This is a genomic window from uncultured Roseobacter sp. (assembly GCF_947499265.1).
Lineage (GTDB): Bacteria > Pseudomonadota > Alphaproteobacteria > Rhodobacterales > Rhodobacteraceae > Roseobacter.
In genome coordinates this window covers 1-13,116 of the sequence record NZ_CANMNK010000011.1, presented here as the reverse complement: position 1 = coordinate 13,116, position 13,116 = coordinate 1, and the positions used below count along the sequence as shown (strand labels likewise).

13 protein-coding genes are annotated in these 13,116 nt (G+C 57.8%); 10 read left to right on the top strand and 3 right to left on the bottom strand.

From position 1 onward, the window contains the following. Nucleotides 1-65: 65 nt before the first annotated feature. A complete protein-coding gene (locus Q1A63_RS23140) occupies nt 66-962 on the bottom strand; it encodes a LysR family transcriptional regulator (RefSeq protein ID WP_298976821.1) in 897 nt (298 codons plus the stop codon). Nucleotides 963-1,155: 193 nt separating this feature from the next. Here Q1A63_RS23140 and Q1A63_RS23135 point away from each other — a divergent pair, with 193 nt between their 5' ends. From Q1A63_RS23135 to rarD, 3 genes are all read left to right on the top strand, one after another. Beyond that, nucleotides 1,156-1,923, top strand: a complete 768-nt coding sequence (locus Q1A63_RS23135; RefSeq protein WP_298976820.1) for an SDR family oxidoreductase — start codon at nt 1,156-1,158, stop codon at nt 1,921-1,923. Nucleotides 1,924-2,085: 162 nt separating this feature from the next. Next, the gene (locus tag Q1A63_RS23130; protein ID WP_298976862.1) at nt 2,086-2,622 is read left to right on the top strand and encodes a L,D-transpeptidase; all 537 of its coding nucleotides are present in this window, start codon (nt 2,086-2,088) and stop codon (nt 2,620-2,622) included. 125 nt (nt 2,623-2,747) lie between these two features. Continuing rightward, a complete protein-coding gene (gene rarD, locus Q1A63_RS23125) occupies nt 2,748-3,659 on the top strand; it encodes an EamA family transporter RarD (RefSeq protein WP_299632576.1) in 912 nt (303 codons plus the stop codon). A 42-nt stretch (nt 3,660-3,701) separates the two neighbouring features. Here the strand turns inward: rarD and Q1A63_RS23120 are convergent, their stop codons facing one another. After that, a complete protein-coding gene (locus Q1A63_RS23120; protein WP_298976817.1) occupies nt 3,702-4,850 on the bottom strand; it encodes a lytic murein transglycosylase in 1,149 nt (382 codons plus the stop codon). A 714-nt stretch (nt 4,851-5,564) separates the two neighbouring features. Between Q1A63_RS23120 and Q1A63_RS23115 the strand changes: the two genes are divergently transcribed. From Q1A63_RS23115 to Q1A63_RS23085, 7 genes are all read left to right on the top strand, one after another. Continuing rightward, nucleotides 5,565-6,377, top strand: a complete 813-nt coding sequence (locus Q1A63_RS23115) for a hypothetical protein (protein ID WP_298976816.1) — start codon at nt 5,565-5,567, stop codon at nt 6,375-6,377. Next, nucleotides 6,371-6,823 (top strand): toxin-activating lysine-acyltransferase, encoded by a 453-nt coding sequence (locus Q1A63_RS23110; protein WP_298976815.1) that lies wholly within the window; start codon nt 6,371-6,373, stop codon nt 6,821-6,823. Before Q1A63_RS23115 ends, Q1A63_RS23110 begins: the two co-directional genes overlap by 7 nt. Then, nucleotides 6,820-7,941: a cupin-like domain-containing protein gene (locus Q1A63_RS23105; protein WP_298976814.1), complete on the top strand. Its 1,122-nt coding sequence runs from the start codon at nt 6,820-6,822 to the stop codon at nt 7,939-7,941. Before Q1A63_RS23110 ends, Q1A63_RS23105 begins: the two co-directional genes overlap by 4 nt. Before the next feature lie 161 nt (nt 7,942-8,102). Further along, nucleotides 8,103-8,417 carry a hypothetical protein gene (locus tag Q1A63_RS23100; RefSeq protein WP_298976813.1) on the top strand — a complete coding sequence of 105 codons (315 nt, stop codon included), beginning with the start codon at nt 8,103-8,105 and terminating at the stop codon, nt 8,415-8,417. Nucleotides 8,418-8,602: 185 nt separating this feature from the next. Beyond that, on the top strand, nt 8,603-9,349 hold the full coding sequence (locus tag Q1A63_RS23095) for a hypothetical protein (protein WP_298976811.1): 747 nt from the start codon (nt 8,603-8,605) through the stop codon (nt 9,347-9,349). 215 nt (nt 9,350-9,564) lie between these two features. Continuing rightward, on the top strand, nt 9,565-11,226 hold the full coding sequence (locus Q1A63_RS23090; protein ID WP_298976809.1) for a peptidase domain-containing ABC transporter: 1,662 nt from the start codon (nt 9,565-9,567) through the stop codon (nt 11,224-11,226). Next, entirely contained in the window at nt 11,223-12,548 is a 1,326-nt protein-coding gene (locus Q1A63_RS23085) for an HlyD family type I secretion periplasmic adaptor subunit (protein WP_298976807.1), read from the top strand. Before Q1A63_RS23090 ends, Q1A63_RS23085 begins: the two co-directional genes overlap by 4 nt. Before the next feature lie 87 nt (nt 12,549-12,635). On the opposite strand, the gene Q1A63_RS23080 is transcribed toward Q1A63_RS23085, so the two are convergent. Then, nucleotides 12,636-12,833, bottom strand: coding sequence for a hypothetical protein (locus tag Q1A63_RS23080; RefSeq protein ID WP_299632567.1), 198 nt, complete (start codon nt 12,831-12,833; stop codon nt 12,636-12,638). Between the last annotated feature and the right edge of the window lie 283 nt (nt 12,834-13,116).

Sequence of the window (13,116 nt, the reverse complement as noted above, 5' to 3'; positions counted from 1 at the left end):
GCTTTTGCGAGGGCCCGACAAGGGCGTTTTTGCGTGCCTGTGGCCTTCGCAATCCGAAAGCAATGTTACGCGGCGAGATGTCCGCGCAAGAAGTCAATCATGACCCGCACCTTGCTCGGCAGATAGGTGCGACTTGGATAAAGAAGCCAGGCCGCCGTATCGAAATCGGTGGCGGTGCAGCGGACATCCGGGAAGACATCGGTCAACCGACCTGACCGCAGATCGTCTTGCACCAGCCAGTCTGCGAGCAAGGCAATCCCCATCCCGCAGCGGGTCGCATCGCGCAACGCCAAGGCATTTGAAAACAGAGACTTGCCGGAAATCGGGACATCCACGCGGGTGCCGCCAACCCTTTCGAAATGCCAATGATCCTGAAATCCCGGCAAGGCAAAGCGCAGGCATTCATGATCTTTCAGAACGGATGGCGGGCCCGCAACGGGATGACGCGCCAGATAGGCCGGGCTTGCGACAACTTTGTATGTGGTCTTCATCAAGCGGGAGGAGATGAGATCACCCTTCGGCGCCGGCGCGAGGCGGACCGCAAGATCAATGCCGTGCTCGATCAGGTCAAGATTGGCATCGCTGCTGTTCAGATCGACGGTGATATCCGGATAGAGATCGCGGAAGGCCGGGAGCAGCGGCACAATCAGTTCACAGGAAAAGGCGACGGAGGCTGTCATCTTCAGAACGCCCTTGGGGTGGCGGCGATGGCCCAATGCCGCTTCCTTTGCCGCGGCCATTTCGTCGAGCAATGGTGCCAGTTTCTGCAGGTAGATGTGCCCTTCTTCCGTCACGGTCAGTCGGCGTGTTGTGCGTTGAAAAAGGCGGATGCCCAGTTCGGCCTCCACGTTGGCCACCACCCGCGACACAGAGGATGGATCGGCAGACATGGTTCTGGCTGCCCCGGCAAAACTGCCGTGGGTCTCTACAAGTAAGACGGTTTTGAGTGAGGTGATATCCATTCGTGCGCTTTTCTCATGAATGTATGGATTGTCCAACCCTTTTTCTCGTTTTCAGCGGTAATTAGAACTGTTTTGCCGAGACACGGCAGCTTGGTCGGGAAGCCTGAACGCCTTGTGATCTCAACAGGCAGGACAAGATACCACTAACCGACAGCTGACGCGCTCAACGGGCTATGAAAAGGGAAGTAAAACAATGAACTATGTCGAAAACAAAACACTTGTCATAACGGGCGCAAGCCGTGGCATTGGCGCCGCGATCGCACGCTACACCGCCGCGATGGGCGCGCGTGTCGTTCTGAGTGCGCGGTCAGAGGCGGCCGTCACCGAGATCGCAAATGAGATCACCGCAGCAGGGGGGCAGGCAACAGCCTTGGCATGTGATGTGAGCGATTGTGACCAGGTATCAGCGCTGATGGATCACGCCATTCAGGTCTTTGGTTCCATCGACGTCCTAGTGAACAATGCTGGTGTGATCGAGCCGATCGCGCGCCTCATCGATAGCGATCCTGACGCATGGGGCCGAATCGCAGACGTGAACTACAAAGGCGTGTACCACGGCCTGCGCGCCGCCATTCCGCATATGATCGGGCAGGGCGGCGGGACGATCATCAACATCTCTTCCGGGGCGGCAACCAGCGCGCTTGAGGGGTGGAGCCACTACTGTTCTAGCAAGGCTGCCGTTTTTTCGCTTACGCGCTGCGCGGACAAGGAATACCGGGATCAGGGCGTATGTGTCCTTGGGCTCAGTCCCGGCACAGTGGCAACCGACATGCAGGCTGCGATCAAGAACTCCGGGCTAAACCCGGTCAGCCAGCTGGATCCGTCGGCGCATATCCCGCCCGAATGGGTCGCAAAGACCGTGCATCACCTATGCGGCCCAGCGGGCATGACATTCGCCGGGACGGATTTCTCGCTCAAATCCCGTGACGCGAAGGTGCAGGTGGGATTGCCGGTCTCATGACGTTCATTAATTCAAGTGAAACTGTTTTTTGTGACAACGAATATCGTGTAACATTGAGTGGGGCTGACGGATGTCAGCGTAATTTGTTTAAGTGAGTTGGAGGGTGCGGTGAAACGTCGTGAGTTTTTAGTAGGTGCGGGATGCGGTGTCGTATTGTTGGACATGAACGAGGCGGAGGCCTCGATCGCACCGGAGTTGCCGGACTACAATATGCCGGAAGAGTTCCTGCCGCGTGAGGTCAGGATCAAGAATGATTTCGCACCGTTCGAAATCCACGTGGATCCCGGTCAATACGGGTTGTATTGGATTTTGCCGGACAAGAAGGCGATCCGCTACGCGGTGGGCATCGGCAGAACCAACCTCTATGAGGCGGGCGAATTTTACGTTGGTGCAAAGAAGGAATGGCCAAGCTGGACGCCGACGCCTGAGATGATTGAGCGTGATCCCGCAAGCTACGCGCAATTTGCAGATGGATTGCCGGGAGGGTTAAACAATCCGCTTGGGTCGCGGGGCTTGTACCTTTTTCAACCGGGCAAGGGGGATACCTTCTTGCGCATCCACGGCACAAACGATCCAAAGACCATAGGCAGACGCGTATCCAATGGCTGTGCGAGACTGATCAATGATCAGATGATCGACCTTTATGATCGCGTTCCGATGCAGACACGTGTGGTGTTGCACCCAATCCTGACCAGTTGAATTGGCAGGTTGCCCGATCCCTTGGGAGCGGGTGATCCCGGGTTTCGATTGTGTTACATTGGATTGCATGATTATCAGGCGTTAGGCGGCTGCGATTTGCACCGCCCTGTGCCTGAGGGTCCGGCGTGAACACATCTGAAGGTGACAGCCCACGAGGTTTCGGCTTTGCCGTATCAGCCTATTTTTTGTGGGGCTTCCTGCCCATCTACATGAAAGTGATGGCGCATATACCACCCCTTGAGGTGCTGGCGCATCGCATTGTCTGGTCGATCCCCATCGCGGCGATGGTGTTGTGGGCCTTGGGTCGCACGGGTGATCTCAGGGCGGCCCTGCGATCCTGGCCAACCCTACGCATGGGGCTTGTGACGGCGACGCTGATATCGGTGAATTGGGCGATATACATTTGGGCCATCGTCTCGGGGCATGCGCTCGATGCGGCGCTGGGCTACTACATCAATCCGCTCTTCAGCGTGTTTCTCGGCGCGGTTCTTTTGGGAGAGAAACTGAACAAGACCAAATGGTTCGCCATTTGCCTCGCTGCTGCGGCTGTGGTGATCCTGACCATCGAGACTGGCAGACTGCCCATTGTTGCGGTCGCTTTGACCGTCTCCTGGGGGTTTTACGCTTATTTCAAGAAATCGCTCCCGGTTGGCCCCAATCAGGGGTTTCTGCTCGAAGTGCTGTTGCTGGCGCCCCCCGCTATTGGCTATGTTCTGTTTCTCGCCCTGCGTGGCAATGGTCATTTTATTGCAGGCCATGCCGCGGATACCGGATTGTTGCTGGGCTGTGGGGTGGTGACGGCGGTGCCGCTCATGCTCTATGCCAATGGTGCCAAACTGCTCCGGCTGTCGACAATCGGCATGTTGCAATACATCGCGCCAACGATGATTTTCCTGATCGCTGTTTTCGTGTTCGGAGAACCCTTCGGACAGGCCCGAATGATCGCTTTCCCGATGATTTGGCTGGCCTTGATTTTCTATTCTGCGTCGCTGCTGAGCGAGGCGCGCGCGGCGCGATCCGCATCCCCTGCGCGTTGACGCCCGCGATGGCATGTCGTGGACCGACCAAAATACATGTCGCTACCCCAACGACCGCAAGAGTGCGAGCGAAGGTGTGCCGGTAACCGTCTGCCCGCGGCTTGCCTGATAGGCCTCGATGGCTTTGCGCGTATTTGGCCCGATCACACCATCGGTACCTTGCGTGTCAAAGCCGCGGGCGGTCAGCCCGCGCTGCAAGGCGACACGGTCATCTTTTGTCATCCCGTTTTCGTCAGGGGGGAAGCTGGAAACAAGCGGTCCCGCGCCGCCAATCCGGTCGGCGAGATGACCCACCCCGATCGCATAGGCATCGGAGTTGTTGTACCGTTTGATTGCGCGGAAATTGCTGGTGACTGCGAACCTTGGACCGCCGGGTTGTGGTTGCAGGATGCTGCCCGCCGGTGCGTTGTTGCCGACCTCACCTCCCCATTTCAAACCGCGTGTCCAACCGTTTCGTGCGAGATATGCCGCGGCTGAGGCCAGCGCATCGCTCGGATCATCGGACCAGATGTCGCGGCGCCCATCGCCGGTGAAGTCGACCGCAAATGCCTGATAGGATGTGGGAATGAACTGCGTGTGGCCCATCGCGCCAGCCCAGCTGCCGACCAGGCGGTCTGCCGTGGTGTCGCCGCTTTGCAGGATTTTCAAGGCTGCAACCAACTGTTTTTCGAAAAATGCGCCGCGACGGCCATCATAGGCGAGCGTCGATGTTGCGGAGATGACGGGGACATTGCCGCGACGGTCACCGTAAAAGCTTTCCAATCCCCAGATTGCAGCGATGATTGTCGCGTCGACACCGTATGTGCTTTCCAAAGCGTTCAGGGTTGCCCTGTGATTTGAGAAAGCCGCGCGGCCCTTTGCAACTCTTTCTTCTGACACGGCAATGGCCAGGTAGTCCTCCAGGCTGCGTTTGAATTCGGTTTGATTGCGGTCTCTTCTGACCACGCCGGGCAAATAGCCTGTGCCCCGGAAACCGTTTGTAAGGGTGGTCTCGGTCAGCCCCTGCGCGCCCGCGCGGCTGCGAAATCCTGCCACCCAGGCATCATAGTCGGCATTGGCAACGGGTCTGAGATCATCAGGCAGGCCCGCCGTCGCGCGCGGTGTGGTGACGGTGGGGCCGTTCACTGTCGTGCAGCCCGCGAAACCCAAAGCCAGGGTTCCAAGTCCAAAGTGCCGTCTGGTCAAGGTCATACTGCTTCGATCCCGCTGTGGCGTTTGGCCAACGATAGCGGATCGTATCTTGCCATCAATGCAAAACCAAACCTCTGCGGGGTCATTCTGCTGTTTCTTGCCAAGGGCCCGTTTCACGCATCGTGGCCTTCTGGCCTGCGGATCGCCGCCGCGGTCGCGGCATCGCCCCAAACCAACCGCTTTCTTCTGCCTCAGCCTTGCCCCGGCGACCTTCCGAAGGTGCAAGAAATCTCTTCGCTGTGCGATTCTCCGCTTGGTTCAAAGGATCATTGCGGCGGAATTAGGAACGCCTGATCTGGCCGGTGGGCCAATTCTTGACAGGTTGCAGGCGAGCTTATTGGGTGCAGGGAAGATGCAATTTTCCCTTCGTCCGTTTTGAGTAAAGTCATGCATTCATTTTCTGATTGGAGCCACCTGCACGGTATTTATGCCGCGACATTAGAAGACATTATCGCTGCCTTCCGATCCGGCGCAGTTTCAACCCAACCATACACCCCTTCCGAAATTACCAGCCGCAGAGGCGATGGGCCCAGTCTCGCAAAGCAGAATGAATGCTACGAGAAGCTTGTAATCCCAGCTTTTTTGTCGGCATTCGGCAACTCCGCTACCATCTTGGCCGCGTTGAATTCTATCCGGTTCACCGGCTTCGATGAGGAAGATGGGAAGGTTCCCTACACGCTCGATTGCGGGAAAGGTGACGCCCCACGCATTGTGATGAGTTGGTGGGGTCGTCCGGCAGATCTCATATGTCTCGCCCATGAGACGGCGCACGCCCTGCAGATCATCCTGTCAGATCATGAAAGAATGACCCCGCTGGCGCGGGAGACCTGTGCCTTTCTCGGCGAGCTTCTGGTCATTGAACATGCGCGGCGACACCACCCATCGCTATTTGCGCTTTTGCATGATGTCTGGCGCGCTGAAAGTCGGCGCTATCTTGGTGCCGATCTCGACACCCTGGCAGCGGCTGTGGCGGACCCCACGACGCCATATCACTATCGGCAAAACTATCCGTTCGCACGGCTTGCGGCGGTGCATCTGTTTCGACGCCGGAAGCCCGGGCAATTGCATGCTCTTTTCGCAAGCGGGGACGGTGCGATGCCGCATTTGCCGCTTGAGGCAATGGCCAACCGGGCGGGCGACATCGCAAACTACCTGCCGCCGATGCCGGCCCCTGATCCGGAACGCCCCTCAATGGAGGCGTATCGCAGTCTTGGCGCTATGGTGCTTTTGGACATTGACCGTTTGCAGGGGCCGTCTGAAAAGAGGATTGAAGCCTATTACGGTGAGTTGCTCAAACATCTGCAAGACCAGACAGCCTATGTTGCGCTTAACAGTGACGACAGGCCGGTTGGATATGCAACCTGGGCCAACCGGCCGGGTGACGGTGCGGTGACGCTCACCCGCCAATCCGCCCCATTTGGCGATCATCTGATGGTGCAAAAGAGTTTGGAGCGGTATCTGGGGCAGTCCGGCCGCGTCGCCGCCCATCACGCGAAAAGCGCGCAGCAGGCGCAGATCGCATGGTAGGGATCGACCACTACGCCAGCGCGGGATTTGCACTCGAGCTGCTGGCACAATCTGACTACCACCGAGAGTTTGCGCTGGGCGATTATTACCGCGCAGAGATATTGCCCGCGCTCTTATGCAGTCAGACACGGTTTTACCTCACCGACGAAGGGGTCCCGACGGCGATGGTGACCTGGGCGTGGTTGTCAGAAACGGTCGAGCGTGAGGTTCATGCCAGTGGTCGGGCGTTGCGGGACAAGGAATGGCAGTCTGGTGATCGGTTGTTTTTTAACGATTGGATCACCCCCTATGACAACATTCGCGACGTCCTGCACGATATGACGCACAACGTCTTTCCCAATGAGGTTGCGACCAGCCTGCGCCGAAACCCGGACGGTTCCGTGCGGCGCGTCAACCGCTGGACAGGGGTAAACCTGAGAAAGGTCAAAGAGGAGGTCAGGGTATGAACGTGGCCTATCCCGCCGCGCAGTTTGACAGCGACATCGCGGCCATTGCGGGCTTTGCCGATCTGCTACGCACCGGTTTTGAGAATCCTGAGGGCATAGTCGGCACGATCCTCTTTTCCATCCCGGAGTATCCGGATCAGCGTTTTATTGTGCGCTGCACGGATGAATTGCTGATCGAGCGTGATGATCTTGAGCGCGCTACAGACACGCAGGTGATCATCCCGGTGGCCACGATCCACCGGATTTTCAACGAGTTCAAGGTCCTCGACTGGCGCGATCCCGCAATCATCGGCACCATCACCTTTACCGGTAATCTGGCTTTGGCCAATCATCTGGCTAAGTCCTGCATCCGCCCGAGCAACTGGACAATGGCGCGGTTCCGCAAGGCCGCACGGATCCATGCTGCAAAAGGATATCGGCACCTGACCGAGGTCGATTATCTGCATCAACCTACTCAGCGGCAGATTCTCGAAGTGATGGAAGAGAGTCGTCCGGTCATTGTCACCGGGCTTGAACCGACACCACCCTGCGAGGACTGGAGCATCGACAGGCTGGCGGATTGTTATCGCGACGCGGTGGTGCGGGTGCGTTCGGCCACGCAGCGCCAGACGATGGCGGAATTTGTGGCAGAACTGAAAGCCTTCGAGGCCAACCCCTATGACGAGATGATCGAAGGTTTCGTCAAGCCCTATACCGAAGGCGCCAATCTGCCTGAAGAGATGTTTGATAACTTCGGTCCGCTCTTTTTTGACCCCGAGGATTTCGCCCCGCCGCAGCTCTGGCTCGGGTCGGTGCCGACCCATATTCCGACGTCCAGCCTGCACCGCGATCCGTTGACCGGGTTTTTGCAGCAGGTCATTGGACGCAAGCGGCTTGAGCTCTATTCGGCGGATCAGGCGGAACTGCTCTATCCGATGAAAAGCTACAACAATTACCAGCCCTGCTGGTTCAAACCCGATGCTCCGAATTACGAGATTTTCCCTAAGGCACAGGTGGCAAACAGCCTGTCGGTGACGCTCAACCCCGGGGAACTTCTGGTGCAACCCGCGGGGTGGTTTCATCAGGTCTATGCGGTGGACAGTCCGAATATGTCGGTCAGCTATTTCTGGCGCTACTGAGCGTCAAACCAGGTTTCGGCCCTTCCGTGTGGGAGGGGCGAAAGAGGGTGAAGGGTTCTGATACAACCCCTCACCCGATCAGCCGCCGGGTGGAAAACCCGGCAGACGTAACAGCGATCCGGATATCACATTCCGGCCGCGAATGTAAGGAAGACACGAAAATGTTAAGCATTTACAAGACGTCATTTCACGATCTGAACAGCACCGTCAGCTTTGGTGGCGGCGGTGGTGGCGGTGGCGGGGGCGGCGGCAATGATGGCATGGCCGCGATCACCAGCAAGATGGACAGCGACTATTCCACAACAAGCCGCAGCGACGTGAGTGACTGGAGTGAGATGGATGTCCGCACACATGCCGCGGGCAACGTCGGCTACCGCGGCAGTAACTACGCGCAATCCGTTGGGGCATGCACCGGCTGCCACCAAGGACGCTATGATGCGATCGGCGGCAGCAACCACACCTATAACCCCGACTGATTGGATCTGATCATTGTTCGCACCCCGCGCATTCTGTGTGCGGGGTGTGGTTTTGTCGGACACATCCGACTTTTGCTTCTAACGCTTCAGGCTTCGTGATGAGAAACCGGTTTTTACTTGCAGCAGTGCCCGTCGTCGCATTTTTCTGTTTCGCGCTCTTTGCGCATTCTCAGGAAAGGCGGGACGTGGCGCGTGACTTTGCCACGCTCGTGCAAACCTATGAGCGCGCGGGCGAAGCGCCTCTCTCCCGGCGTTGGTACGGCAATGAGACATTCTGTGTTTTCAATCTTCAAAGTGGGATGGACAGCGCTGGCATGCTGGCAGAGATGCTGGACAGTCTGAATGGCGCCTTTGGGAGCAATTTCAAGGTTGTCAGTGTGTCAGATCATCAGGCTTGTCCGGATATCACATCGTTTTACGTGCTGTTTGGTGGCGCTGTCGAAACTGAAACCTTCATTACAGTTCTGGAAGATATCAGTGGCAGCACCCCGCCGTTGTCAGACCATGATCTCCAAGGCGTGATGGGCTTTGCGCTGACCATTGCGGGTACAAGGAAGCGGGAATTCATCTATGTCGATGACACCGTTCCCCCAATTGCCAGCAATGCCGCGCCCTTCAAATCGATCCTGATCGAAGAAGTGTTCCAGGCCATCACCGGGCTTGCGGATTTCGACGCCACCGAGATTTTCTCCGTTCTGGGTGAGAACCTCCATGTCGCATCGTATGAGGATTGGTTCGACGAGAACCCACGCGGGTTCTGCCTGCTGGATTTGTATCTGCTTGAGATGCAGATCGGTCAAACCGTGGGGCAATTCAGTCAGGGCAAGGCGCCTCTGGAGTGGCTGAACAAATACGCCGACAAATTGCATGCCAAGATCGCTGACATTCGGCCGCAAATGGCGATCTTTGTGGATGAGCGGTGCATCGATTGAGCACCGCTTTTGGCTTCTGGGCTCGCAGGCATCCTGAGCACGCTTTGTCGGATAGGGCGCGCGCACGGCTGGCCGCCCGCAACCCCGGCGTGATTTTCAAGAAGCGTTTCCAAAGGATGTAGCGACAAGATGCGCAGTTTGCCCGGTTCAGATCTCGCTGACTTGCACAGCCCAGCCTTTGCGCAGGCACGTGCAACGCCGGGTCTTGTGACACCATGAAGAGCGACCGGGAAAACGCCGGTGAAATCCCACTCTCGTGGTTTGGCAAGACGCTTTGGAAATTCACACCGCTTTACATCGAACTGGTCTTTCTGGCGATTTGCCTGCGTCTGATCGGGCTTGTCGAGCCGTTCATCTTTCAGGTTATCATCGACAGGATTCTGCCGTTTGAGCGTGAGGCGTCGCTGATGGTGGTCGTCGCCATTTTTGTCGCTGTCAGCCTGTTCCAGCTGGGCTTCGAAATCCTCTCTGAACTGCTGGGGATGCTCACGGCGAACCGCGTTACACGCGAGTTTGGTGCGCGCATTTTCGAGCATCTTTTCAAACTGCCATTCAATCACTTTCGCAAGTGGTCGGTCGGGGAGACCATCGCCAGGATCAGCGAGACCGACACCATCCGCGCCTTTCTGGTGGGCACGACCACCGGCGTTTTCCTCGATCTGCTTTTCGTGTTTGTCTACATTGCCGTCCTGCTGACGTTGTCGGGTCCTTTGACGTTGATCATCCTGGCGGCCTTGCCCGTCCAGATCCTGATCTATGTGGGCTTCGGCCCGTTTTTGCGCCGCAGACTTCGGGCGCAATTTGATGCGGGCGCCGCGCATCAGACCCAGATGGTCGAAAACATCTCCGGCATTGCTTCGGTCAAGGCGCTCAGCGCTGAGGCGAAAATGCTGGACCGGCTGGACCAGACCCTCCATGCAAATCTGAACGCGAGCTACCGGGTGGGGCTGCTGAATATCTGGAATGACAAACTGCTGTTCATTGTCGAGAAGGCCATCACCATCAGCATCATTTACTTCGGTGCTCAATTTGTTTTTGCAGGTGAAATGACCCTGGGCGAGTTGATCGCCTTTCACTTACTGGCGGCGAAGGTCACCGGCCCGATTGAAAACTTTTCGAGCCTTTGGGAAAGCTGGCAGAACATTCGCGTCTCACGGCAACGTCTGGGCGATGTGGTCAACACACCGATGGAACCTTTCAATACGCTGCCGAAACTGCCGCCCCGGCTCGAGGGTCGTCTTGCATTCAAATCCGTCGATTTTGCCTATCTGCCCTCGATACCCATCCTGCAGGGCTTCAGTTTCGAGGCGGCCCCTCACACACTCACGCTTGTCGTCGGGCCTTCGGGTATCGGTAAATCCACCTTCGGCAGGCTGGCGTCGGGGATCGACGTTCCCGACCAGGGTGAGGTTGTTCTGGGGGGAGAGAATATTACGCAATATGAGCCCCACAGTGTGCGCACCAACATCGCCTATGTGCCGCAGGAACCCTATCTTTTCTCTGGTACGCTGCGTGAAAACCTGACGCTGGGGGCGTCGGCGGCCACCGACGAGATGCTGGCGCGCGCCCTGCGTATCTCCGCGGCTGAAGCCTTGCTGGAGCAATTGCCGCAGGGCTTGGAGACGCAAGTTGGTGAGCGCGGCTCCGCGCTTTCAGGGGGGCAAAGGCAACGTATCGCCATCGCGTCCTCTTTGGTGCGCAACCCCAAGGTGATTATCCTCGACGAACCGACAAGTGCGCTTGACGGTGCGGCGCAAAAACGGATGGCGGCAGAGCTTCACAAGCTCAAGCAGGAGGCGACCGTGATCATCATCACGCATAACCCCGACATCTTCGAAAGTCCGGATCAGGTCGTTGACTTCGAGGCTCTGAAATGACCGCTTATCCCGAGACCATAAAAGTCACGTCGCCGACCCTGCATGCGACGATCCTCTTCACGATCACCGTTTTTGCGGCAATGCTGGTGATGTCCTTTGTCTTCACCGTGGAGGTTGTGGCGCGCGGGCAGGGGCGTATTGTTCCGGTCAGCCGGGTTCAGGTCGTGCAACCGGAATTTGCAGGGAAAATCATCGCAATCAAGGTGCAAAACGGCATGTCGGTCAGCCAGGGCGACGTGCTGATCGAACTTGATCCGACCGATGCCATCGCCGAGCTGGGCACCGTCAGCGCCGAGCAGGCGCGGCTTGAGATCGAGACCGCCCGTATTGATGCGCTTGTGTCGGTTTTGAACGCGGATCCGAAGGCGTCGAATGTGTCAGACCGGGCGCTTGCATCCTACAATGTTCCACCCGCCCTTGTCGGGCAGGCTTTCGCTGTTGAGCAGCGCATCTTGCTTTTGGCAGAGGTCAACGACCTGCAAGCTTCGCTGGCCCAGATCGCCGCCCGCGAGGATGCCAATCGTCGATCCGAGGATGTGACCCATGCCAATATTGCGCGCGTCACGGCGGCTCTCGATATCCAGCGGGAGAGGTTGGAAATTGCGGAGAAGCTGTTGCAGCAGGGAACAACCAGTCGCGCCAGTTTTCTCGATGCGCAACAGGCCTTTACCGAATTGGAGCGGGAACGCGATGTGTATTTCCGCGAGCTTGAACAAAAGGTGGCCGTGCGTGCGGAACTGGACAGCGAAGCAAGAAGCATCATCACGGATCGACGCCGATCGCTGCTTGACCGGCAAGCGGAAATCGATGCGCGATTGGCGACCCTCGCGGAGGAAGATCGCACGGCGCGCCGACGCGTCAGCGCCGCGACATTGACGGCACCCGCATCGGGCGTTGTAGACCAGTTGACGGTTTTCACGGTGGGTGGCGTGGCCGAAGCCAGCGCGGAATTGCTGCGGATCGTGCCAACGGATGTCGAGGTTGAGATTGAAGGGACATTTCCCAATCAGGACATCGGCTTCATGCAAATCGGGCAGCAGGCCAATATCCGCCTCGATGCTTACCCGTCGGAGCGGTTTGGCCCTGTGCGCGGAACGGTTTCGGACATTGCGGCGGATTCGACGGAAGTCGCTGAGGGGGAGTGGGGGTTTGTCGTCCGGGTGACGCCGGACAAGGCCTTCATCGAGACCAGCAGTGATCGCTTTCTGCTGCGTCCAGGCATGACCGCGACCATCGACGTGACGACGGACAAACGGCGCATTATCAGCTATTTCTTTGCGCCCATCGTGCGGACCATTCAAAATGCCATGGGCGAGAGGTGAAGGGTGCCCGACCATATGGGCATCCTGCTCCGACATTTGCTAAAACGCTGGCGGTTCTGATGCCGGACGCCTGGTCACCGCGATAGATCAAGCGATGTAGCTTGGTGCCGGACCTCTCTCGGCTTTTACGCGGACATCCTCGTCAAATTCTCCGTTGATTGCCATTTCATAGACCGCCGCGTAACTCCAACCGTACATCTCGGCGAGCATTTGGCCATGCGCGATCTGCTCGGCATATTTCCGTTCGTTTTCTGCTCTTTTTGCCGGGGTTTCTTTTGCCGCCACTTGTTTGTCGACTTCTGGCGCTCCCGCAACGGGGGCGCCGGCTACCTCTGGAATTTGTTGCGATTCTTCGCGTGCGACAGCAGCTGGCGGTGCAGCCGCCGCGATATCCTTTGCGTTTGATGCAACCGGTGCGACCCCTTCAGGAGCAGGAGCAGGAGCAGGAGCAGGAGCAGGAGCAGGAGCAGGAGCAGGAGCAGGAGCAGGAGCAGGAGCAGGAGCAGGAGCAGGAGCAGGAGCAGGAGCAGGAGCAGGAGCAGGAGCAGGAGCAGGAGCAGGAGCAGGA

What these genes read in the sequence shown, in the direction of transcription:
- Q1A63_RS23140 (WP_298976821.1), bottom strand. Translation starts at nt 962, where the DNA reads ATGGATATCACCTCACTCAAAACCGTCTTACTTGTAGAGACCCACGGC.
- Q1A63_RS23135 (WP_298976820.1), top strand. Translation starts at nt 1,156, where the DNA reads ATGAACTATGTCGAAAACAAAACACTTGTCATAACGGGCGCAAGCCGT.
- Q1A63_RS23130 (WP_298976862.1), top strand. Translation starts at nt 2,086, where the DNA reads ATGAACGAGGCGGAGGCCTCGATCGCACCGGAGTTGCCGGACTACAAT.
- Q1A63_RS23120 (WP_298976817.1), bottom strand. Translation starts at nt 4,850, where the DNA reads ATGACCTTGACCAGACGGCACTTTGGACTTGGAACCCTGGCTTTGGGT.
- Q1A63_RS23115 (WP_298976816.1), top strand. Translation starts at nt 5,565, where the DNA reads ATGAGTTGGTGGGGTCGTCCGGCAGATCTCATATGTCTCGCCCATGAG.
- Q1A63_RS23110 (WP_298976815.1), top strand. Translation starts at nt 6,371, where the DNA reads ATGGTAGGGATCGACCACTACGCCAGCGCGGGATTTGCACTCGAGCTG.
- Q1A63_RS23105 (WP_298976814.1), top strand. Translation starts at nt 6,820, where the DNA reads ATGAACGTGGCCTATCCCGCCGCGCAGTTTGACAGCGACATCGCGGCC.
- Q1A63_RS23100 (WP_298976813.1), top strand. Translation starts at nt 8,103, where the DNA reads ATGTTAAGCATTTACAAGACGTCATTTCACGATCTGAACAGCACCGTC.
- Q1A63_RS23090 (WP_298976809.1), top strand. Translation starts at nt 9,565, where the DNA reads ATGAAGAGCGACCGGGAAAACGCCGGTGAAATCCCACTCTCGTGGTTT.
- Q1A63_RS23085 (WP_298976807.1), top strand. Translation starts at nt 11,223, where the DNA reads ATGACCGCTTATCCCGAGACCATAAAAGTCACGTCGCCGACCCTGCAT.